General features: G+C 30.3%; 29 protein-coding genes and 1 riboswitch. Of the genes, 19 read left to right on the top strand and 10 right to left on the bottom strand.

Annotated features, from left to right (window positions below; all coding sequences use genetic code 11):
- The first annotated feature begins 29 nt into the window (after positions 1-29).
- Positions 30-1,250: an NRAMP family divalent metal transporter gene (locus JJJ02_RS00450; RefSeq protein WP_396614712.1), complete on the top strand. Its 1,221-nt coding sequence runs from the start codon at positions 30-32 to the stop codon at positions 1,248-1,250.
- Positions 1,251-1,344: 94 nt separating this feature from the next.
- Here JJJ02_RS00450 and JJJ02_RS00455 read toward each other — a convergent pair whose 3' ends face one another.
- Positions 1,345-2,130: a putative hydro-lyase gene (locus JJJ02_RS00455; RefSeq protein ID WP_240836745.1), complete on the bottom strand. Its 786-nt coding sequence runs from the start codon at positions 2,128-2,130 to the stop codon at positions 1,345-1,347.
- Between the two features lie 294 nt (positions 2,131-2,424).
- On the opposite strand from JJJ02_RS00455, the gene JJJ02_RS00460 reads away from it, so the two are divergent.
- Entirely contained in the window at positions 2,425-2,799 is a 375-nt protein-coding gene (locus JJJ02_RS00460; RefSeq protein ID WP_240836747.1) for a hypothetical protein, read from the top strand.
- Positions 2,796-3,119: a DUF3986 family protein gene (locus JJJ02_RS00465; RefSeq protein ID WP_240836749.1), complete on the top strand. Its 324-nt coding sequence runs from the start codon at positions 2,796-2,798 to the stop codon at positions 3,117-3,119. The genes JJJ02_RS00460 and JJJ02_RS00465 overlap by 4 nt, the downstream gene beginning before the upstream one ends.
- A gap of 19 nt (positions 3,120-3,138) precedes the next feature.
- Here JJJ02_RS00465 and JJJ02_RS00470 read toward each other — a convergent pair whose 3' ends face one another.
- Together JJJ02_RS00470 and dcm are read right to left on the bottom strand one after the other, a co-directional pair.
- Positions 3,139-4,521, bottom strand: a complete 1,383-nt coding sequence (locus tag JJJ02_RS00470) for a Sau3AI family type II restriction endonuclease (protein ID WP_240836751.1) — start codon at positions 4,519-4,521, stop codon at positions 3,139-3,141.
- Positions 4,522-4,596: 75 nt separating this feature from the next.
- The gene (gene dcm / locus JJJ02_RS00475) at positions 4,597-5,835 is read right to left on the bottom strand and encodes a DNA (cytosine-5-)-methyltransferase (protein ID WP_240836753.1); all 1,239 of its coding nucleotides are present in this window, start codon (positions 5,833-5,835) and stop codon (positions 4,597-4,599) included.
- A gap of 176 nt (positions 5,836-6,011) precedes the next feature.
- Between dcm and JJJ02_RS00480 the strand changes: the two genes are divergently transcribed.
- The 4 genes from JJJ02_RS00480 to JJJ02_RS00495 all read left to right on the top strand — a co-directional run bounded on the left by JJJ02_RS00480 (position 6,012) and on the right by JJJ02_RS00495 (position 8,732).
- Positions 6,012-6,419: a very short patch repair endonuclease gene (locus JJJ02_RS00480; RefSeq protein ID WP_240836755.1), complete on the top strand. Its 408-nt coding sequence runs from the start codon at positions 6,012-6,014 to the stop codon at positions 6,417-6,419.
- A gap of 103 nt (positions 6,420-6,522) precedes the next feature.
- The gene (locus tag JJJ02_RS00485; protein ID WP_240836757.1) at positions 6,523-7,371 is read left to right on the top strand and encodes an HNH endonuclease; all 849 of its coding nucleotides are present in this window, start codon (positions 6,523-6,525) and stop codon (positions 7,369-7,371) included.
- A 396-nt stretch (positions 7,372-7,767) separates the two neighbouring features.
- Positions 7,768-8,025, top strand: coding sequence for a hypothetical protein (locus JJJ02_RS00490; protein WP_240836759.1), 258 nt, complete (start codon positions 7,768-7,770; stop codon positions 8,023-8,025).
- 128 nt (positions 8,026-8,153) lie between these two features.
- Entirely contained in the window at positions 8,154-8,732 is a 579-nt protein-coding gene (locus JJJ02_RS00495; RefSeq protein WP_240836760.1) for a hypothetical protein, read from the top strand.
- A gap of 18 nt (positions 8,733-8,750) precedes the next feature.
- Here JJJ02_RS00495 and JJJ02_RS00500 read toward each other — a convergent pair whose 3' ends face one another.
- Positions 8,751-8,969, bottom strand: coding sequence for a helix-turn-helix domain-containing protein (locus JJJ02_RS00500; RefSeq protein WP_240836762.1), 219 nt, complete (start codon positions 8,967-8,969; stop codon positions 8,751-8,753).
- Between the two features lie 273 nt (positions 8,970-9,242).
- Between JJJ02_RS00500 and JJJ02_RS00505 the strand changes: the two genes are divergently transcribed.
- Entirely contained in the window at positions 9,243-9,485 is a 243-nt protein-coding gene (locus tag JJJ02_RS00505; RefSeq protein ID WP_240836763.1) for a hypothetical protein, read from the top strand.
- Positions 9,486-9,516: 31 nt separating this feature from the next.
- Here the strand turns inward: JJJ02_RS00505 and JJJ02_RS00510 are convergent, their stop codons facing one another.
- Positions 9,517-9,753, bottom strand: coding sequence for a hypothetical protein (locus JJJ02_RS00510; protein ID WP_240836765.1), 237 nt, complete (start codon positions 9,751-9,753; stop codon positions 9,517-9,519).
- Positions 9,754-9,826: 73 nt separating this feature from the next.
- Positions 9,827-9,928: riboswitch (SAM riboswitch) on the bottom strand.
- 161 nt (positions 9,929-10,089) lie between these two features.
- Here JJJ02_RS00510 and JJJ02_RS00515 point away from each other — a divergent pair.
- Positions 10,090-10,284, top strand: a complete 195-nt coding sequence (locus JJJ02_RS00515; RefSeq protein WP_133423933.1) for a hypothetical protein — start codon at positions 10,090-10,092, stop codon at positions 10,282-10,284.
- A gap of 48 nt (positions 10,285-10,332) precedes the next feature.
- On the top strand, positions 10,333-10,857 hold the full coding sequence (locus JJJ02_RS00520; protein WP_240836766.1) for a hypothetical protein: 525 nt from the start codon (positions 10,333-10,335) through the stop codon (positions 10,855-10,857).
- Positions 10,858-11,539: 682 nt separating this feature from the next.
- Here the strand turns inward: JJJ02_RS00520 and JJJ02_RS00525 are convergent.
- Positions 11,540-11,707, bottom strand: coding sequence for a VraH family peptide resistance protein (locus tag JJJ02_RS00525; RefSeq protein ID WP_146608869.1), 168 nt, complete (start codon positions 11,705-11,707; stop codon positions 11,540-11,542).
- 288 nt (positions 11,708-11,995) lie between these two features.
- On the opposite strand from JJJ02_RS00525, the gene JJJ02_RS00530 reads away from it, so the two are divergent.
- The 4 genes from JJJ02_RS00530 to JJJ02_RS00545 all read left to right on the top strand — a co-directional run bounded on the left by JJJ02_RS00530 (position 11,996) and on the right by JJJ02_RS00545 (position 14,352).
- A complete protein-coding gene (locus JJJ02_RS00530) occupies positions 11,996-12,238 on the top strand; it encodes a hypothetical protein (RefSeq protein ID WP_240836767.1) in 243 nt (80 codons plus the stop codon).
- A gap of 169 nt (positions 12,239-12,407) precedes the next feature.
- On the top strand, positions 12,408-12,905 hold the full coding sequence (locus JJJ02_RS00535) for an RNA polymerase sigma factor (protein WP_111716431.1): 498 nt from the start codon (positions 12,408-12,410) through the stop codon (positions 12,903-12,905).
- Positions 12,895-13,551, top strand: coding sequence for an anti-sigma factor family protein (locus JJJ02_RS00540; protein WP_240836769.1), 657 nt, complete (start codon positions 12,895-12,897; stop codon positions 13,549-13,551). Before JJJ02_RS00535 ends, JJJ02_RS00540 begins: the two co-directional genes overlap by 11 nt.
- A gap of 636 nt (positions 13,552-14,187) precedes the next feature.
- Positions 14,188-14,352 carry an IS3 family transposase gene (locus JJJ02_RS00545; RefSeq protein ID WP_240836771.1) on the top strand — a complete coding sequence of 55 codons (165 nt, stop codon included), beginning with the start codon at positions 14,188-14,190 and terminating at the stop codon, positions 14,350-14,352.
- 69 nt (positions 14,353-14,421) lie between these two features.
- Here JJJ02_RS00545 and JJJ02_RS00550 read toward each other — a convergent pair whose 3' ends face one another.
- The gene (locus tag JJJ02_RS00550) at positions 14,422-14,589 is read right to left on the bottom strand and encodes a VraH family peptide resistance protein (RefSeq protein WP_146608869.1); all 168 of its coding nucleotides are present in this window, start codon (positions 14,587-14,589) and stop codon (positions 14,422-14,424) included.
- A gap of 100 nt (positions 14,590-14,689) precedes the next feature.
- On the opposite strand from JJJ02_RS00550, the gene JJJ02_RS00555 reads away from it, so the two are divergent.
- Positions 14,690-14,980, top strand: a complete 291-nt coding sequence (locus JJJ02_RS00555; RefSeq protein WP_111716434.1) for a hypothetical protein — start codon at positions 14,690-14,692, stop codon at positions 14,978-14,980.
- Here JJJ02_RS00555 and JJJ02_RS00560 read toward each other — a convergent pair.
- The 3 genes from JJJ02_RS00560 to JJJ02_RS00570 all read right to left on the bottom strand — a co-directional run bounded on the left by JJJ02_RS00560 (position 14,977) and on the right by JJJ02_RS00570 (position 17,194).
- Positions 14,977-15,489, bottom strand: coding sequence for a GrpB family protein (locus JJJ02_RS00560; protein WP_240836773.1), 513 nt, complete (start codon positions 15,487-15,489; stop codon positions 14,977-14,979). The genes JJJ02_RS00555 and JJJ02_RS00560 overlap by 4 nt on opposite strands.
- A 281-nt stretch (positions 15,490-15,770) precedes the next feature.
- Entirely contained in the window at positions 15,771-16,607 is an 837-nt protein-coding gene (locus JJJ02_RS13400; RefSeq protein WP_240836775.1) for a CPBP family intramembrane glutamic endopeptidase, read from the bottom strand.
- Between the two features lie 5 nt (positions 16,608-16,612).
- Positions 16,613-17,194 carry a TetR/AcrR family transcriptional regulator gene (locus tag JJJ02_RS00570; protein ID WP_240836776.1) on the bottom strand — a complete coding sequence of 194 codons (582 nt, stop codon included), beginning with the start codon at positions 17,192-17,194 and terminating at the stop codon, positions 16,613-16,615.
- Positions 17,195-17,372: 178 nt separating this feature from the next.
- On the opposite strand from JJJ02_RS00570, the gene JJJ02_RS00575 reads away from it, so the two are divergent.
- The 4 genes from JJJ02_RS00575 (at position 17,373) to JJJ02_RS00590 (ending at position 21,805) form a co-directional block, all read left to right on the top strand.
- Entirely contained in the window at positions 17,373-18,188 is an 816-nt protein-coding gene (locus tag JJJ02_RS00575) for an aldo/keto reductase (RefSeq protein WP_240836778.1), read from the top strand.
- A gap of 600 nt (positions 18,189-18,788) precedes the next feature.
- Entirely contained in the window at positions 18,789-19,922 is a 1,134-nt protein-coding gene (locus JJJ02_RS00580; protein WP_240836780.1) for a hypothetical protein, read from the top strand.
- 142 nt (positions 19,923-20,064) lie between these two features.
- Positions 20,065-20,460, top strand: coding sequence for a MerR family transcriptional regulator (locus JJJ02_RS00585; RefSeq protein WP_240836782.1), 396 nt, complete (start codon positions 20,065-20,067; stop codon positions 20,458-20,460).
- A gap of 37 nt (positions 20,461-20,497) precedes the next feature.
- Complete coding sequence (locus JJJ02_RS00590) at positions 20,498-21,805, top strand: hemolysin family protein (protein WP_240836784.1); 1,308 nt, start codon at positions 20,498-20,500, stop codon at positions 21,803-21,805.
- Positions 21,806-21,915: the final 110 nt, after the last annotated feature.

Below are 21,915 nucleotides of genomic sequence, written 5' to 3' on the forward strand. Positions count from 1 at the left end.
CTAAGACTAAATATTTCACTTTAAAGGAGATGACCATGGAAAAAAGACAAAAGCAAAAGATGACAGTAGCTCAAAGAAGATTGTTATTAGGAGCGATATTCCTAATGGCGACATCAGCTATTGGGCCAGCTTTCTTAACACAAACAACAATATTCACAGAAAAATATTTAGCAAGCTTTGCGTTTGCGATATTAGTAAGTATCATCATTGATATTGGTGCACAGCTTAATGTATGGAGAGTGTTGACTGTGACCGGTAAACGTGGTCAAGTCATTGCGAACGAAGTATTACCAGGCCTTGGCACTATCATTTCAATACTGATTGTACTTGGTGGTCTCGCATTTAATATCGGAAATGTAGCAGGTGCAGGACTTGGCTTGAATGCATTACTAGGATTAGATGTAAAAGTCGGCGCTATTATAACTGGTATTGCCGCTATATTAATTTTCTCATATAAGCATGCACAAAAGGCAATGGATATTGTGACACAAGTTCTAGGCATTTCTATGATACTAATTGTGGCCTTCGTTATGATTAAAGTAAATCCACCATACGCTGAAGCGGCAACGAAAATGGTGTTACCAGATAATCCATTTGGACTTGTTATGCCAATCATTACAATCGTAGGAGGTACTGTCGGTGGATACATTACATTTGCAGGTGCGCATAGATTAATACATGCAGGAATGACAGGGAAAGAGAATCTACCATTTATCACGAAAGCAGCGAATACAGGTATAATGACAACAGGTGTGATGCGTACATTACTATTTTTAGCTGTACTAGGTGTCGTATCTACAGGTGTTAAGTTAAATCCTGATAACCCTCCAGCATCAGTTTTCTATCATGCACTTGGTGATATCGGTCCTCGTATATTTGGATTAGTATTATTAGCTGCAGCAATGTCTTCAGTAATAGGTGCCGCATATACAAGTGCATCATTTTTAAAAGGATTTCATCCATGGTTCTTAAAGCATAATAATATTGTTGTAATCATGTTCATCGTGATTTCAACGACAGTATTTTCATTTGTAGGTAAGCCAGTTGAGTTACTAGTACTTGCAGGTGCATTTAACGGATTAATCTTACCGGTGTCACTCACAGCAATACTTATCGCATCAAGAAAGAAATCGATTGTAGGAGATTATGAACATCCGAAATGGATATTCTGGTTAGGTGTATTTGCAGTAATTGTTACGATATTTGCAGGATTCTTCTCAATCCAAAGCATGGCTGAATATTTTGGATAATATAGATTAAACACAAGTAGTAAATGAGCTACTTGTGTTTTTTGTATAAAAAAGCATATGAAATTTGAAAGCAGCATTTCATACACTTTAAGGATCAGTACAATAATTCACTTTCCTTAATATCTGTAATAAACATGTAACCAGGCGCATGAGTAATCATCAGTTCAGGTTTAACATTTAAACACACAGATTGAGGTGTAACACCACAACCCCAGAACACAGGAACCTCACCATCGCGAATTTCTACAGCTTCTCCAAAGTCAGGTTTACTTATATCCTTAATACCAATAGCAGCAGTATCGCCGATATGAATAGGAGCACCATGTGCACCTTTAAAGTGCGTTGTAATCTCAGTCGCACGAATCGCCTGAGCCATCGACATAGGACGCATACTAACAGTAGTAGGACCGTGGAAGACACCACTACGTTCAGTAGGAATATTCGTTATATACATCGGTACATTATGACCTTCTTCAAGATGACGAACAGGAATATCAGCATCCAGTAATGCATGCTCAAATGTAAAGCTACAACCAATAATAAAAGCCACCATATCCTTACCATATAAATCTTTAATATCATGACGCGTTTCTACATGGACACCGTCACGATAAACATAATATTCACCAACATCCGTACGAATATCAGCATCAGGACCGTATTTAGGGAAAGAATGTTCGCCAACTTCAGTGATGTCGAGAAGCGGACATGACTTCGGATTACGATAGCAGAACTTTAGGAAATCATAAGCATAACGCTCAGGCAAAATCACAACATTCGCCTGAATGTACCCCTTAGCCATACCAGACGTATGCTGGATGAGTTTGTTATCGCGAATCAAAGCGCGAATATCAGATGGAAGAGCAGATTGTAAATTCATAGTAGCACTCCTTTTTGGATGGTTTATAATAAGTGTATATAAAATATATAGAATTTTCAAAATTATTTTTTAATTTGTATGAAGATATTTTATTTTGTTTGATATTAGAGGTTTTACCCTATAACAGCAATAAATAGGAACAGTAACAAATTAACAAAAAAAGTATTTACGAAGCTAGTTCAAACAATAGCAATAAGTTAAAAAAGGATGTTAAGCTAAATTGGCTGCATTATTGAATAAATAGATAGAAGAACTAAAAAGATCCCAGTGGACATTATAAAGGAGGAGGTAACTATGACACATTATCATTTTATTGCGTCGAATATTGAAATTGAAAGTGAATATTTAGAGAAAAGTAAGGTAGATTGGGATGAAAAATTTGAAGGATCTAAGTATAAGATACAATATATGTTGGAATATAATCCTAGTGCAGAAGAGTTAGAAAAAGTTTATGAAGAAATATTAAATCATGTAGCAAATAATAAAAACCATGATTACATTATATTGGAAATAGCTTTTGCATTGAATGCAGAAGGAATACCATTACAAGTTATAAAACGGCACAAACTTGATATCGGGGAATTTCAAGTGAAGCATCTAATTGATCTAAATATGGATGAAATGATAGTAATTGAAAGAAATAAGTGGATAGAGAGGCAATTTGAATGAAGATTTTAAGAGATTTATGGGAACAATTTACGAATGATACAGCAACTGCTGGAAGTTATCATGTTGGATATTATGAAGATGATTATGATATTGAAGCTATGGCAGTATCAAGATATGATGAATTAGAATTTGAGGATGATTACTGGGGTATTTATATCTTTGAAGATGAAGGTATAGATGAAAAGATTCTTAGAGAATATCAATATTTTGATGATTATGGATATGAAATTATCAAAGTTGAAGCGGAAGATTTGGAATTTAAGGAAGCGGTGGATTTATTTTATAAATGGTTGGATGATAATAATATAATAAAAAACTAAAATCCAAACAATATGGATTTTAATTTTTACGATTAATAATATTTAGTATGTATCCTTTATTCAACCAAAAACATTGTTTCGTTATCATCTGGCCATCTGGTAGTTGATATTGATCAGCACTATCTCTTGCTTTAGGTCTGATATGACATACAGGGTTATCCTTAGTACCAGGAAGATTATTGGAAACTCCTCGTTTTGTCTCAGTTAACACAACCCCTTGACGTAGCACTTTTTGAGTATCTAAATAAAATTGTTGAAGATGAGTATTAATGTCCTCTGCTGGCATATTCCATAGCTTGATGCTGTGGAATATTTTTTTGTTGTTTTCATTCTCTTTAAAGACTACAAATAACCATTTAGTCGATTCAAATTTTTCTTTAAGTTCACTATAATCCCAATCCGTATTTAAATAATCATGGAAATTGATTTGCTCAAAGGACATATGTTCTTTGAGGTTACCATTATGATTAAGATTAATCGTTTTGAATTTAATATTAAATTTTTCGAACTCTTCAATTTTACTTAAATCGTTACCTTTAATCCCTAACATATGACTAACTAAATGAGGCACTTTTCCTTTCCCATTAGAAAGCTTAATATTGAGTTTTTCAGCAATTTCATAGTCTTTCATCCCAAAGTATGGTGAGAATTTTTCTTCTAATATTTGTTCTAAAGATTTTTTATTAATTTCTTTAGAACTAGTTATTGATTCTAAATGTTCATTAGTAATGTACTTTCGAACAAGGGAAGTCATATAACCTTGTTTTATAGAGAATGCACGTTGTTTAGCTTTTATATCACTGAAAGGTTGTTCACGTAAAGATTTAGAAGCGGTGGAACCCTTTGTACAAGCCCCTAGAATTAAAGTATCTCCTTCGGAAAGTAAGTGAGCTTCACCCTTAATAATTTTATCATGAATAATTTTCCAATCAGATTTAACAATTTCTAAATCTTCTTCAGGAAACTCAAACAGTTCAACTTTAACGATTTGAGTATTTTCTCGATTCATTTTTTTATATTTATTCTTTTTATATTCATAGAAAAATAAAAGAAGCTTTTGATTTTTAGTCCAAAAACTAGAATGGTAAAAATCATATTGGTATTCCTTCATGTAATTAATAATATTTAATACTAAGCGTTCTTTTGCTTTAAGGTTACCATTTTTAAGTTTCGATATACCTGTAGCTTTAAGTTCAATACCGACATCTGCGAAATCTGCTTCAGCGTTTGAATTAATATCATATCCAAAATAACTAGCTTCAATGATATGACCAACAGAACCTTTTACATTCGTATTTTTTAGCATATCTTTTTTATCGATTTCATATAAATACTTGCCTTCAGCTTCCTTAGCATATGAGACAAGCTCACGTGCGTCAGCATATTCAAATCTCTCTATCATAACTGACAACTCCTTAAAAAGATTTACATCTATTGTAAAAAAGAATATAAAAAAAGTCTACTCGGTAAGAGTAGACTAAAATAAGTTAAGTTGAGTTGTTTCATCTGGAAATTCTTTTTCGATTCTTTCTATCTCATTTCCCATACGTGTGATTAATGGTACAACTAAAGCATTACCCATACAGAAAAATCTCATTTTCTCAGGCATACCTTCCGTCCAATTATCAGGAAAACCATTTAAACGTTCTGCTTCAACAGGTGTTAAAGTTCTATATCTTTCACCGTCTTTTATAAAGTGGGTAGATCTGTTTACAGAAGATTCACTCGTTAGCATTGTTCTTGCTGGTAAATCTAAAGTATCACTTTCTGACATCCCACCTTCACTATAAAAATATTTATGACCATCGGCTGAGATTCTTTCAATCTTTTTTGGTCCACGAAGATATTGAAACTTTTCAACTTTTTCAGGAGTTAGATAATAATTATCTGGAATATCTTTTTCAAGTATTTCTCCTAACGTGATAGGTGTTTCATATTTAGGGATAGTGTGAGCAGTATAAACTTCTCCTGCTCTCATATAACCAGATGGATGGAAAGTAAAACTAAAAGTATCCGATACATTAACAATATCTGAAGATAATTCGGTAGTAGATACGCGATCTTTTACGATTTCTTTTGTAATCGGAAAAGATTTAGCAAAGAATCCCTCTTTAAATACTATCTGCTCATGAGTTTTCTTCACGATTGATTTAGCATAGCTTGTTTCACGGCGATAACCAAAAATGAATACACGTCGTCTTCTTTGTGCATTACCATAATCAGCTGCATTGATAACACGCCATTCAACGTCATAGCCAAGTTCATTTAATGTAGAAAGCATTACTCCAAAATCTCTGCCTCTCTGTTTAGAAGGAGACTTCAATAATCTATCAACATTTTCAAGTAGAATATATTTAGGCGCAACATTCTGTATAAAACGAGTTATCTCCCAGAATAAAACACCTTTCTTACCTTGCATTCCAAGTTCTCCATTAAGTGATCGTGCTACAGAATAATCCTGACATGGAAAACCACCAACGATCATATCGACGTTGGTAGAAGCTAACTCAGAGTTAGAAACTTGTGTGATATCTTCATTACTATGAACGCCAGTTTCAAAATTATTGGAATAACAATCGAATGCATGTTGAACTTTTCTAGAAGGTTCCCATTGGTTTGCCCAAGTAACATCAAACATATTGTTATCGGTGTTTTCTAAACCGATTCTAAAGCCACCAACCCCTGCAAACATTTCTGCTACTTTGATTTTTTCCATAATGGGCCTCCTTATATATTTAGATTAACTTTTATATTTTAACAAAGATCAAGAATGATTGATACGTTTTTGTATTAATTCCATTATACGAACGATCGTTCGTGTTGTAAAGAGGTTAAAAATAATATTTATACTTAAAAAGGGTATGTGAATATTGAAAGTGTGGTGTTCAAGTCATGAAACAAAATTCTATCAATAAGGCGATGAAAGGTAACTCAAAGAAGAAAAGTAAACCTGAAGAAATAGTTCGTAAATTCTTATATTCCAAAGGATTGCGATACAGAAAAAATGATAAGAGATATCCAGGCTCACCAGATATATTTATACCGAAGTACAATGTTGCAATTTTTGTTAACGGATGTTTTTGGCACGTGCATAATTGTGAGTTATTTGTAATGCCAAAAAGTAACCAAGACTTTTGGGTTAAAAAATTTAATAGAAATGTCTCCAGAGACGAACGCAATATTGAGGAATTGAATGAATTAGGAATTCGTGTGATTGTGGTTTGGGAATGTGGTCTTAAACCTTTAGAAAGAGAAGAGACATTAGAAGCTTTACTTGAGATGATTATTGATGAACGATAACTCAAAAAATTTTTTAATTTCTTTAACTAAATAATAGGTTGTAATATATAATAAATATAAAATATTCAAATTTGTTACAAGATTAATCTGTAAAGGTGATTATATGTTTCGAAAAATTTCTGCAAATGATTCTGATTTTAATATTATGAAAAATAAACATCGAATCTTTCTAAAAAGTTATGAACTTTTTGTTGAGAATACGAAATTGGGATATACAAAAGGAGTAACGAAATCCTCTGGAAAGGCTCGTTCTTATAGAGATTATTTAATTAGATTATTTCTAATAGTAGAAGATTTTACAAAAATTAATATTGATAATCCTGCAAGTACAGATGTATTTGGGTTAGTTGAAAATATTAAAAATATTGATGGGTATAAAGAATTTAATAATCAAGAAGGCAGATTTCCGAACGCTGCACTGAATTATTATATATCTTTTGTATCTCAAATATTAATAGATCAAGAAACAGAGATTGATAACTTAAGTGATCAGCTAATTGATTCCAAACAAAACACTATTAATAATTCAAAGCTATTTATCGAAAATGATATTAAAAGTCCTGAAATAAGACCGGAACCAATTACCGTTAATAATGTGAAAAGATATCGAAGAAATTTGTTAGAAGTTAGAAAAGCGAAGGTTTCCGCTAATTATGTATGCGAATATGATAATAAACATGTAACGTTTGAAAATAATTATGATAACAAACCTTATATTGAAGCACATCACTTAATTCCAATGGCGGCGCAAGGACTATTCAAGTATAATATTGACTTCGCTGACAATATTATATGTTTATGTCCTAATTGTCATCGCAGAATTCATTATGGAGTTAAATCAGATAAAATTGAAATGGTCCAAAAATTCTACAAAGATAGACATGAGAAAATAGAGTCTTTTAAAGTAGAAATTAAGTATAATGATTTAAAATTATTTTATAATATTAAATAAATAACCAGATGATTTGAAGAAAGAAGAGGCTGTCTAAAAGGATTCTCCTAAGTATGGTGGATTCTATCAGCCTATAGATAATTATAATTATGATTTCATCATTTCTAAACACAAGAAATATTTACCGAAATCTGATGTTGTTATTCATATAAAAAAGCATAAGATATATATGAGGATTATAAGGTATAAAGATTCTTTTGATGAAATGGTAGAGGAATAGAACTTTATTTAAATAATGAGATATTAACATGTGATCTATTGATATATATATATTATTAACATCTGCTATTTATATCATTAATAATCACTATCCTCGCACTTTAAGGTGCGAGGTGATTTTATTTTGAATATTATAGATGTATGAAAGTTTAAACCAATATGAAATGAGTTAATCTTATGAATAAACAAATATTAATAATCTTTTTTAAAACTTTCAATTTACTTATTAAATCAATAGTAGCAGCCATTGCTGTTTATTTAGTAGGGAGTATATTTTTTGATTATAAAGTCATAGATATCATCGATAAATATTTCATTGTTATATTTCTTGTGGTAATAATCATTTCATCAATTCTTGAAGTAGAGATTGAAGATATGGAAGATGAAATATTATATAAATCAGTAAAGAGATATAGATGGAAGAGGTATTATTGATATTAATGCAGAATTATACTCTTTTGTTTAAGTTAATTTCATTTATGGTAAATTTATATTTAAGTTAACTTTAAGGTTCTGAACCCTCCAATAAATAGTATAATAAATACAAATAGAGGAGGTATTTTATGGGAACTAAAGCGAGATGGATAGCTAGTATATTAATTGGATTAACGATTATAGGTTTAATTGCATTATGGGAGTCCAATAAACCCGAACAACCTAATTTAGTCGGGTATTTCGGTTCTACACCGCAAGAGATGAAAGGTAAGTCATTTAATTCAATTGATGAAGCGGTTGATGAGTTTGCAAAGGCATACACTGAAGAGGCGAGGGTTTCAAAATATGATGTGTATTATAAATCGACCACTAAATATCAAAAACAACATCAGATTCCAGGCGTTATCGTTTTTAACATGCCGGTAGATAATGAAAAACATGAAGTGTTACATATCGCTCCATTTTATATTAATGAAAAAGATAACCAGTATTCAGTAGCAGCATACTCAATCTCTGGATCTACGGATAGGATTAAAGAATCTCCTAAATACGTGATATATACTCAACCACTAAAAAATAATAATTATGATTTCATTTTTTCGAAACACAAATTATATTTACCGGAATCGGATGTTGTTATCAATATGAAGAAGCATAAACTATTTATGGGTATTCTAAATTATGATGATTCATATATAGAAATATAAGAATGATAAATCATATCGTTATCTTCTCCTACCTTGTTTCGTTATGATTTCATCCATTGTCATATTATATATTTTACTGATGTTATACAGATCAACAGCAGTAATATTACGTTCACCATTTTCTAGTTTAGAATAGGTCGATAATCCTATATTTAATTGATGTGCCATTTCTTTGGAAGTAAAATCTAGATTCTCTCTGTGGTATTTGATCGCTTTCGCAAAGTCGGAGTTATTCAATGCATTCCACCTCTTTTTTAGGTGAAATTAACAAAGAAAATCATATAAAAGTGGGTATTTTCCAACTCGGAAAATACCCACAATTTTTTTGTAAATTATATTATAATTGAAAGTTAATGTTTTAATTGAATGTTGAAATATAATGTCTTTTACTAAATTATTATATGTTTTTCTCGGAAATTTTAGTACGAATTTTCCAAATTAGAAATTTTTAATTTATGTATTAATTTCCATATTATGATTAAATTATCATAATACAAAGGAGGTGACTCCGTGGATTTTGAGCTTGGTCGCATACATAAGATTTTAGTAACATTGACCGATCACCCAGATGCAGACTATTACGGTTACTTTAAAGAAGACGACATCATATTCATCTTACTTGAGATAGGCTTAGTGGAATTCAAGTTCAATGTCTTAATCGATGATAACGTGTTCAAATCTTTACTTAATATTGAAGTAACTAAAAAGGGATTACTCTTTATGACTGCATATAACAATCAGGTGAAATACTGAAAAAGTGCCTATCGCGTGATAGGCACTTCTATTAAAACTGTGGTTCTACAGTCACTTTATAACCATTAATAACAAACTCAACTTTACGGTTCTCTTTGACAATAGTTGGTTCTTCAGGCGCTTGTGTATAAAGCTCAGCATCTAATGCATTTAATTCACTTTTAAGCTGAGAAATTCTACCAGCCCTGGCCATACTTGATGCCCAACTGTTTGGTTTCTTCATTTGTGCCTCTACTAATTCTGCTAATACGTCTGCTCTCGTTCTCATTATAAACACTCCTTAAATCGTTTTTACAATAAAAATAAGCTCATCTTAAAGAAAGAAGAGCTTAAGTAAGAACTTCTTATCTTTCAAGATATCATCTTGTTGGAATTAGCACAGTGCATAAGCCTGTTGCTGAGGTTTCATAGGGCCAAGTCCCTCCACCTGCTCTGAATAAGATACGAGCTATTTTTTTGTAAGTTAATTATAACATACTTTTTTTATTCAGAGCCCTTCGAAATCATTTTGTAATATTTTTTGAGCCATATTTTTAAGGTAAGTTTAAGGTAAAGTACATGGATTGAGATAGTATAATAAAAAGAAAATGAGGAGATAAAAGTAATGAAATCATGTCATAAACTTTTTATTGGTGCAGCTCTTAGTATCATCGGATTTATATTTATTGGATATGCGTTACTATATGATATTAAACCGGATAGTTTTCATGGACTCATTGCAGGTGTACTTCTAATGATCGGTATGCCAATGTATTTTAAGAATTTAGCAACTCATCTTGAGAATGGAAGACAGTCGTAACTATTTGAAAGAATACTATATATTAATACAAAGTAAAGGAGACGAATCATGACATCAATTAAAGTTGCTGGTATCGATATTTTAAATCAAATGGTATCACCTTTTATGTTTGTAGAGAATGATAAACGTGTAAGATTTTATGGATCTAGACTTACGTACTTTGGTTATATGAAGTTACTAAAGAAAATCTCAAACAAATATGATTTGCTATACAATGGATTTGATATTAATGCGCAGCATTATAGATTAGGAAAGATTATTGATATCAAAAGGTACAATGAGTATATCGTCTATAATGAAGAATTAAAGAAGGATTTTACGCATGTTAATATTAAAGGATTACCTTTAGAAGATGCAATCAATTACGTGAGATACCATAAAAGGAAAGAAAAGATGCCATTTTTTAGTTATCTTTATAATGATAAAACGTTTATTCGATTAAGTCCGTTTTACATTGATGTCATTTCGGAGGATACAGCGCTTATTGCGTGGATTAAGCAGGAATATAAATATGATTATGCGCATGACTTTGATGTTGATGAGGTAATGACAGAAGCGGAGTGGCTGGGGTAGTATTAAAATATATTTTCATTGAAGAATTTATATTTATAAATCTTAAAATAGAAAGAGCATTAAAATGAACTTTAAAAGACATATAACTATATTAAGAATCGTCATGTATAGTCTAGATACGGTTATTGCGCTATCACTATTATATTATTTCGGAAGTAAGATATTCCCTTATGAATTCATCGCTCTAGGTGACCATTTCTATTATCTCAGTATTATTCTAATCCTTGAAGCCATTATCCTAACTGCAGAGAAAGTCAAAGAAGACTTAGAGGATATGCCTATAGGAAAATGGAGAAGGTATCGAATATAAGTGATACCTCGGTATTAAGGGAATGAAAGTAATATCAAGTACATCACTGGTATATATACTACAATATTAAAAAAATTAATTGCGAGTGAAAAATATAATAATTTTTTATATCCAGGATATTTATCCAACAGATGAAACATATAAAAAATAATTATTAATGAACTTATACCAATTGAGCAGTACACCCAAATACCTTCCAATTCAATGATACTATTTCCGTAAATATGAAATAACATCAAACCAATATACAATAAGTAATTTAGAATATTGAGTGTTATAACTTTCTTCTTCAAGTAAATCACCTCTACAAAAAATCAAAAATGCATAAAGTGATTGTCTTTAACGTTTTATGCATTTTCTATTTTTTCAAATTTACTCTTCATCATAGAAGAAGTAATAATAAATAATTAATCCTACTGGTAAAGCAAATATTGGTGTTACGATTACACCAGCAATACAAGCTGATAAGAATATATATAATAAATCTTCCATCGTCCATTTCTTTTCTAATAGGTGGTTTATAAATTCTTTTATCGTCATTAATAATCCTCCTTAATTAAATTTATACCATTATAAATTATATACATATTTTAGCATATATGTTTATAATTATATATAAATATATATAGGAATGATTATTGATCATGAATATACTTGCTTTATTTTATGTACTATTACTTTTCATATTTCTTATTGCTATTTCGAAGAGACCATTTAAAAATGAAAATATAAAAAGGATTGATAGGTGCTATTGTTGTATTAATATTTATAACTGTTGTTAACGCTTTTACGTAAATATTATTGAAAATTTATGATAGTGTTTGTTTCTTGTCAGATTATCAACTTGTAAAGGAATGTTTATTAAATATGAAAACAAATAAAAATGTTGTTTACGCTGCTTTAGGAGGATGTTTCGGTGTACTGCTCGTTCAATTTTTTATGAGCTATTTAACTACAGGTAATGTATGGGAATGGTCAGAGGTATCTCATAATGTTATTCCATTTTTGGTGTTATTCTTAATAATTTTAATTGTTATTAAAGAATATAATGTTAGGAAAATTAATCGATAGAATAAAAATTTACATAGTCAAAGAAATATATATTTTACCTATATAGATAATCAATACTTAAACAACGCATAAAAAGTTTGTCTAAAACTTTTTATGCGTTTTGTTTTTTAGATATATTTTTGTAACGAAAGTATTAGAAAAATGAATAATATATAGAAGGAGGTTCAGGATGAATGATAATCAGATTTATATAGAATATCGTGATTTTATTTATAAGTTCTTGTTAAAGTATATGAATAATGCAGATCTTGCTGAAGAAATAACGCAGGAAACGTTTTATCAGGCGATTAAGTCGTTAGATAAATTTGATCCTGATAAGAATACCAAATTCTCATCGTGGTTATGTCAAATAGCGTTAAATCTGGCGAAACAAGCCCTACATAAAAATACTAAACAACGAAATTTAGTGGATAGATTATCGAATAATATTAACAGTACTTCAATGAACGTCGAAAAGGATTATCTATTAAAAGAACAATTAGGCGAATTGTATTATTTGATTGATCAATTAAAACCACTTGAAAAAGAAATCGTGTTACTAAGAATTGAGAAAGAACTCACATTCAATGAAATAGCGGTTGTCTTTGGTAAAACTGAAAATTGGGCTAGGGTTACTTATTTTAGAGCAAAACAAAAATTAATCGAGGTGTATCATAATGAATCATAGTTTATTTAAAGACTTGTTACCTAACTATATCGATGGTCTGACAAGTGATGAAACAAATGAATTGATGAATGACCATATGAATAATTGTGAAGCTTGCAGAGCGCTATATGAGCGTTTACAGGAAGAGCAATTGAGTGAAGAAACTGATTATCAACATCAGGAAGCACGAGAATTTGATGCATTAAAGAAAGTTAAGAAGTCGAATAAAAAGAAAGTAATGTGGTCAATATTAGGAACTCTATTTGTTTCTCTCGTATTATTTGGTCTGTATACATATCTATATAGTACACAGTGGAAGACCGATTCAGATAATGTTAATATACAAAAAATTGTGAAGGGTAATACGACAAACCTGAATTTAACACCAAAAAATAAAAATCATTTCGTATTGCCAAGTCAGGAATATTATATTAAATCTAAAAATAGAAGAGAATACCTAATTTATGAGTCACGACAAGGTTTAAATGATCCGGTCTCATTGCAAAAAGGAATTGATATTCCTATAACTTTTCTAAATAAAAATACGATAATCAATTCAGATAATGAAAAAGAAAAAATAGACGAGAAAGATGTTATTGTTTTAAGATTTAAAGATAAAGAGGTTAAATATAAAATTATGGATTTGTATAAGAACGCTGAAAAATAGATATATATATATAATGATATTATTAATTTTAAATGCTTCTTCTCCATGTTATATTATGAGATGAAATACAATTTTTGATAATTTAGGAGGAAGTCCTTTTGGAATGGTATTTTTGGATCATCATTATGCTGCCTATTTTATTCTTGGTCCTATTCCCAGTCACAAATAAAAAGAAAGATAAATAACAGATGGCAGTCATAGCAATATGGCTGCCTTATTTTTTAAAAATTGTAAGTTTCATAGAAAATAGTGATTTTTTATATTATTAATTTTCATACCACTCAATCGCATGTTCCTCTAATTCTTTTACGAGATCATTTTTTCCTTCTATATATACTTCTAGGAAAATGGAGAAGGTATCGAATATAAGCGATATCTCGGTATTAAGGGAATGAAAGTAATATCAAGTACATCACTGGTATATATACTACAATATTAAAAAAATTAATTGCTAGTGAAAAATATAATAATTTTTTATATCCAGGATATTTATCCAGCAGATGAAACATATAAAAAATAATCATTAATGAACTTATACCAATTGAGCAGTACACCCAAATACCTTCCAATTCAATGATACTATTTCCGTAAATATGAAATAACATCAAACCAATATACAATAAGTAATTTAGAATATTGAAACAAGAAATGTTTTATGGTGAATCATTTGATTCGTATGATGAGTTAGTAGAGGAAATTAATGATTATATGGAATATTATAATTTCGTCAGAAAGAAGAGAAAATTAAAAAGCAAGACTCCTGTAGAATACAGAAATCTTGCTTTAATGAAAGTAGCTTAATAAAAAGTTCAACTTTTTGGGTTCACTACATTGTCTTTAACGTTTTATGCATTTTCTATTTTTTTAAATTTATTCTTCATCATAGAAGAAGTAATAATAAATAATTAATCCTACTGGTAAAGCAAATATTGGTGTTACGATTACACCAGCAATACAAGCTGATAAAAATATATACAATAAATCTTCCATCGTCCATTTCTTTTCTAATAGGTGGTTTATAAATTCTTTTATCGTCATTAATAATCCTCCTTAATTAAATTAATATCATTATAAAATATATACATATTTTAGCATATATGTTTATGATTATATATAAATATGTAAAGGAGTAATTTGGATGAAATCTGATAACTTTTTCTTTAGAATTATTACAATTATACTAAGTATTGCATTTTTTGGATTGTATTTATTTGCTATGGGAAACATTTATCATCTTAACCCTTGGCATTTTCCTTATAACATAGTTACAGGATACTTTATATTGTCATTGGTCTGCTATCCATTGATTGCTATGGATGCTAGTGCATTCGCATTAAAAGTTAAAGCTGTAAGATCGCTTGTTCAAGTAGTTGCATTTATAATTTCACCATTTTTAATCATTAAAAAACTTTTAAATCAAAGACGTTAATTTTCATACCACTCAATCGCATGTTCCTCTAATTCTTTTACGAGATCATTTTTGCCTTCTATATATACTTCTATGTCAGAGGCATTTTGATTAACTAACGCTATTTTTTTATCTGCATATCGATTGGCTTGTTCTGGATGTGCGATTAGATAATCCCGAAATGCAATATGTCTTGTAATATTAAAGTCATTCATTTCATAGATGTGCAGATGATGTGTTCTATTATCCCCACCTTTTTGAAAATATCTTCGATTAGGAATACCATTTTCTCCTTTTGCCGCGTAACCAATTAATTCAAGCGCAGCGTTATATTCATCGATTTTATTAATGTCTTTTACAACGATTAATATATCGATAATGGGTTTAGCGATTAGACCAGGTATTGAAGTACTTCCGATGTGATGGATATTAATCAGTTCATCGTTCAGAATTTGGGCTAGTGCGATTTTTTCTTTCTGGAACTTATTTGGCCATTCAGAATTATACGGAACAACCTCTAGTTTGCGCATTGGAGACCTCCAACTTAAAATTGATATTATCCGTCGTAATAATGTTTGTTTAAAACACTACTTCGATGATTACAATTACCTTTGAATTTTGAATAGTTTTTTTAGTCTATTCTTCTTTGCTTTTTTGATTGTAAAGTTATCAATTACGCCTATCCAGTTAGCTAACTGTACGAGTGAGAAATCCAACACTTTTAATAAAAATTCCATTTGTAATACACCCCATTTTTATTATGACACATTATTTGTATATTTTGGCTTTGACGAAGAAAATTTTATTATCTTTAATTCAACCAATACGTAACGATATAAATAGGAAAGTTTAATAATCCATGAACGAATATGTTTATGATGATATTTCTATATTTTAACCACAATAATCCTAAGAAGATGCCGGTAATACTGTGAAATACAATGACGTTTGCAAAGGTGAGTAAAAAGGTTGAATGATATTGGATTCCCATATGCCATAAAGCCCACAATATACTTGTTATAAAGATTGCTGGTATAAAGCCGAGCAATGGTTCAAGCCGCGTCTGTAACCATGATCGGTAAAATAGTTCTTCTAATACTGCATTTAAAATGAATGAAATAGTAGCGCCTATAATTAAATAGTCATATGGAATGTTATATTTATGTAGTGTCAATGTGTTAAAGTTAACGATGATATAGGTGATGTACCAAGCGATACATATGATTAACGGTATCAACCAAAGTCTCTGTTTTTTTGTTGATTTTAATATGTTTATATTTTCCTTATAGAAAAATATCATAGGTATAATTAGTAAAAGTAATAATTTATAAATGTAAAATAGGTTAAATACAATGGATTTCGGCGTAATGATCATTAATAGTATTAATGCAATTGATAATAAAATAAAAAATTTGATTGACTTTACATTTGTATCTATTAATGTACTGAATTTATTGGCTGGTTTTGAAGTTATAAGAATTAGTAGAATACCGATAATACTTGGGAACCATGTTAGCAGAAAATGTATTTTGTGATTATGATCAGCACTTACTTTAATATATCCTTCAGTTTTAGATTGAACGTAAAGACAAGAGAACAGAATAATTGAGAACGAGAGTATATAAATAATTTTTGATAATTTGTTCACTTTACTCACTCCATCCATGATTGAATTTCTTCCGTGATGATTTGTTCTACTAAAGTGTTTGATAATTGTTTCGGCTGATAAAGTTTATGTAACGCTAATCCATCAATTAAAGCATGCATTTTTGTGATGGCTTTTTCTTTGTCGATTGAAGGCTTTATTTTATTATTTTGATGCAAGAGTTCAAAAGATTTTTGTACTAATACATAGATTTCATCACTCATCGTGTTTTCATCAATTGTGCTATTTTCTTCTTGTACCGCCAACCACACGATCATATCCGCAGTTCTTTTCTTATCGAGCGGCATTGTTAGTAATATCGCATCGACAATTCTTTTTTCAAGAGGTATTTTTCGGTCCATAAATATTGATTTGATATTTGATTCAATTGATTCAGTAAGCATATTTAGTATTTCTGAAAGTAATGCAGACTGATTTGGAAAGTAATACCTGATTTGGCCAGGTGTCATTTTCGCTGCACTGGCTATACTTCTAACAGATGTGCCTTGTTTACCGAGTTCCTGTATATTATGATAGGCAATTTCTAATATTAGTTGCTTTTTTGCTTCATGATTTACTATTTTCGGCATCGTTAATCTCCTTTTTAACACACGTGTATTAAATAATATAATCTTATTTTAATACATATGTATTAAAAAAGAAAATGATAATATATTTAGTTTTAGTAATAAATATTTTATTGAGCGTTGCTAAGATTATTAGAAATATAAATGCTGTTATATAATAGAGGATAAGGAGATGATACGGATGGAGACGATTAAGTTAAATAACGGAATGGAAATGCCGGTACTGGGGTTTGGTACATATTTAAGTGACAATACGCATATCGGAAAGTACGTGGAGCAGGCGATTCGAGCAGGTTATCGTTTAATTGATACAGCTGCATATTACCATAACGAAGCGGCGGTTGGTCATTCTATTCATAAGTCTGGTGTTACACGGGAAGATATTTTCTTAACGACGAAAGTAATGTCTGATGGATATGATGCGACGATTGCTGCATTGAACGATTCATTTACGAAGCTTGCAGTCGATTATTGTGATCTCGTACTCATTCATTGGCCGACAAATGATAGTATTGGTACCTATCAGGCATTAGAAAGTTTCGTGAAAGACGGAAGTGTCCGCGCAATCGGTTTATCAAATTTTAATTCAGAAGAGACTGAAGCAATACTAAATATTGCTACTGTGAAACCTGTAGTGAATCAAGTAGAGACGCATATAAATTTTCAACAGAAGAAGTTACATCAGTATTTATCAGAACGAGATATAGTTCATCAAGCATGGTCGCCACTTGGAGAAGGTGCTTTATTAGGCAACTCAGTCGTGAAAGAATTAGCAAATAAATATAAGAAGTCACCGGCACAAATTATGTTAAGATTCTTAATCCAGGAACAGGTTGTCGTTATTCCAAAGTCTACACGCTTAGAACATATTAAGAATAATATTGATATCTTTGATTTTAAGATTACAAATGAAGATATGAATTTATTGCGTTTACTCGATAAGAAACAATCTATATCCGGCTGGCCACAGTCGATGGATATTGAGAAGGAATATTAGGAGCATGGATAAACATGAGCACTTAGAAAAAGAATGGGATTTATTGTGCTTATCACACGAATAAATCCCATTGATTCAGAATTACAATAAGCGCTACATTAGTAGGGCTTATTTATTTTTAATAAATTTTAGATAAGTAGTAACAATAATAAAGAGCATTAAGAATAATCCGATTTTAATCCAGTAATTAAAAAAGATGCTCAGAATAGTTACGCAAATAACACTATAGATTATATGGATGAAAATATACATGTAATAATCTTTAGATAATAAAGTTTGTTTTTTCTTTTCGTCAGAGAATAAAAATGCTGTAAAGAGGTTACTCATGATCAAATGGAACATAATATCGGATCCGTTTTCTTTAATGAAAAAACCAAGGAATAAGTTCAAGGATAATATTAAAAACAAATAGAAAGGGTTCATTATTACCACCTCATAGTGTTGTTATATTTTTATTGTGATGATAAAAAATAGATTTGTAAAGTGTATTTCAATCATGATATCTCCGACGTTTATTAAAAATATAGTGTAATAAGAAATAAAAATTTATTATAATTAAATAAAAATAGTTACCAAATATTATCATAGGAGATAAATATTATGAAGAAAAGTATGCAATTTTTAATTACTTTAGCTAGTTTTTCATTAATTTTAAGTGGCTGTGGAGAAGAAGAGACGAAAGAAAAAGATGCAACAAAAATCGAAAGTAATACATCACAAGACGATACAAAGGATAAGAAAGTATCGAATAGTGAGAAGAAAGAAGCCGTTACTACTGAAGATAGGGATAAGGATACCCAGCAATCAACGAAAGAAGGTCAGTTAACGTTAGTTAATGGGGTGTCTCATTATAATATTCCTGATATTTTATCAGAAGAATTTGGTTCGTCAATTAAAGAGAATACTTTCAATATAGATGGCTTTGGATTATTAAAATCGACTAATAAAAATCCATATACCGATTTCAAACCTGATTCTCCTAAGAGTGGGGAAGGATTTACAGTATATGATAATTTCAGATTTGATTTAAATAGTGGTGAAGGTGTAAGTAATAACAAGTTTCCAATCCACGCAATCACTCTTGAAGTAGCTGAACAAGGTGTAACGATTGATGAATTAGTTGAAAAATGGAATATAACAAGTGACAGATTAGCATTTGGTGGAGGACATTCAAGAATTTATAATTTAGATAATGGTACCTATATTACTATTTTGGCAGATATAGATTCGATGATTGTTAAGCAACTTACTATTACTGAAGGAATATTTAGTGAAGGAGCACCTCCAGAAGATATTGAAAATGCTGAATCACCAGATGACCCAAATATAGAAATGCGTGATGGCACTGCATATTACAATTTCCCTGACATTACAAACTTTGATTTTGCATATCAAGTATGTACCGCAGCATTTAAGATTAACGGTATAAAGCTTGGAGACTATGCACCTGATTTAGAACCTCTAGGAGATTATGGTGAGGATGAAGCTTTTAAACAATTCGGTAATTTTGGATTCGAGATGTGGGGCGAAACAGTTATGGGCATTAAATTAGAAGTAGCTGATCAAAATGTGCACGTTGATGATTTAATTAAAGGGTGGAAGAGCAAGGTAGATAAAACAGAAGCAAATAGTATTACTTATGATAACGATAAAACAAATGGTTTTATGGTTAGAGTAGAGTTTGACGATAATAAGATAGTACAAGATATATTGATACTAGGTTTAGAACACTAATGATTGAATTGCACCCTGAAAAGGGTGTTTTTTATTTTGTGTCAAAAATATTCACAATTATAAAAATATTTTGCAGATATATATACATATTTATTGAGGTTAGATTAAAGATTCTTTAATATATAAACTATCACGTGATGGTTTGGATGGAGGAGAGCTAATTGGGAAGGACATATTAAAAATAGGCGAACTTGCTAAATTAGCAGGTGTAACAAATAGAACGGTAGATTATTACACCAATCTTGGATTATTAGAATTTAATAGAAGTGAATCAAACTACAGATATTATTCAAACACAATGGTAAACAGAATTAAGGAAATTGAGCAGCTTAAACAAGAAGGTATGCATTTAAATGAAATTAAAAATAAATTTACATCATATGAAGTCATAGATATTCAAGATTTAAGATTAAAGATGAATCAATTAGAACATGATATTAAGCATATTGCACAGTCTGAAGATATAACCGAAGCAAGATCTTTAGCCAAGAAAGATTTAGCTTTAATTAAAACATTACTATTATTTATACAAAATTAATGGAGGTGAGTATTCTGTCATTTGACAGAATATATTATTGGAAACAATTATAAATTTACTTATATTTACGATACTAATCATTTTAACCGCATTTTTCGTCGCAACAGAATTCGCAATCGTCAAGGTAAGACATTCAAGATTAAATCAGCTTGTTAATGAAGGCAAGCCAGGCGCTTTATCTGCTAGTAAAGTAGTAAATCATTTAGATGAATATTTAAGTGCTTGTCAATTAGGGATTACAATTACAGCATTAGGTATAGGTATGGTTGGGGAAAAGACGTTTGAATTTATCCTTCATCCTATGTTTGAGATGATGGGCATACCAACTGATTTAATTCATATTTTTACTTTAGTTGCTGCATTCATTATCGCTACTTTTTTACATGTAGTTGTGGGTGAGTTAGCTCCGAAAACAATTGCGATACAGAAAGCAGAAGCAGTGACATTGGCGTTTAGTAAACCGATAATGTTCTTCTATAGAATACTTTATCCGTTTATTTGGTTATTAAATGGTTCAGCAAGATTATTATTGAAAGCAATCGGTATTAAACCAGTAGGAGAACATGAATTAACCCATACTGAAGAAGAATTACGTATGTTACTTGCAGATAGTTATCAATCTGGTGAAATCAATATCAATGAGCTTAAAGTAATTAATAACGCATTTGAGTTTGATGATAAAGTTGCTCGAGAAGTAATGACACCAAGAAATGAAATTATTGCGATTGATATCAATGCTAATATTATTGACGTCATAGAAATGATACAGCACGAACGTTATACAAGATATCCAGTATATGAAATTGATAAAGATAATATTGTAGGTTATGTTCATATAAAAGATTTTATTGATTTTACATTACAAGATATTAAGATTATACAAGAGAAGCAATTAACGGATTATATTCATCCAGTTATGAGAGAAATTGAAACAGTAGCTTTAACTAAACTTCTGCATAAGATGAAAGCAAATCGAGTACACTTAGCAATTCTAATGGATGAATATGGTGGTACAAGTGGATTGGTTACTATAGAAGATATCATCGAAGAGCTTGTCGGAGAAATCCGTGACGAGTTTGATGCTGATGAGAAAGAAAAGATAATTAGAATGGATGATAATCATTATAAGATGCATTCAAGTGTATTAATTAGTGATGTAGAAAAACTTTTAGGTGTTCAATTTGAGGTAGATAATGTCGATACTATCGGTGGCTGGATGTTATCATTTATCAGTGAAAATAAAGATGAGATTTATCATGATAACTATCTATTTAAAATTATTAAAAGAGATGGTAATCACATAGAGGAAATTGAAGTTTTTAAATCATATGAACCAATAGAATAGTAGTAAATTAACGGTACTTATTTTTAAGTACTGTTTTTTTAGAAATATTTACCCCAATTACAAATAAATCATATATACTTACTTTAAGTAGATTATTTCATTTGGGGGAA

Source organism: Macrococcus sp. PK (assembly GCF_022501545.1).
GTDB classification, from domain to species: Bacteria; Bacillota; Bacilli; order Staphylococcales; family Staphylococcaceae; genus Macrococcoides; species Macrococcoides epidermidis.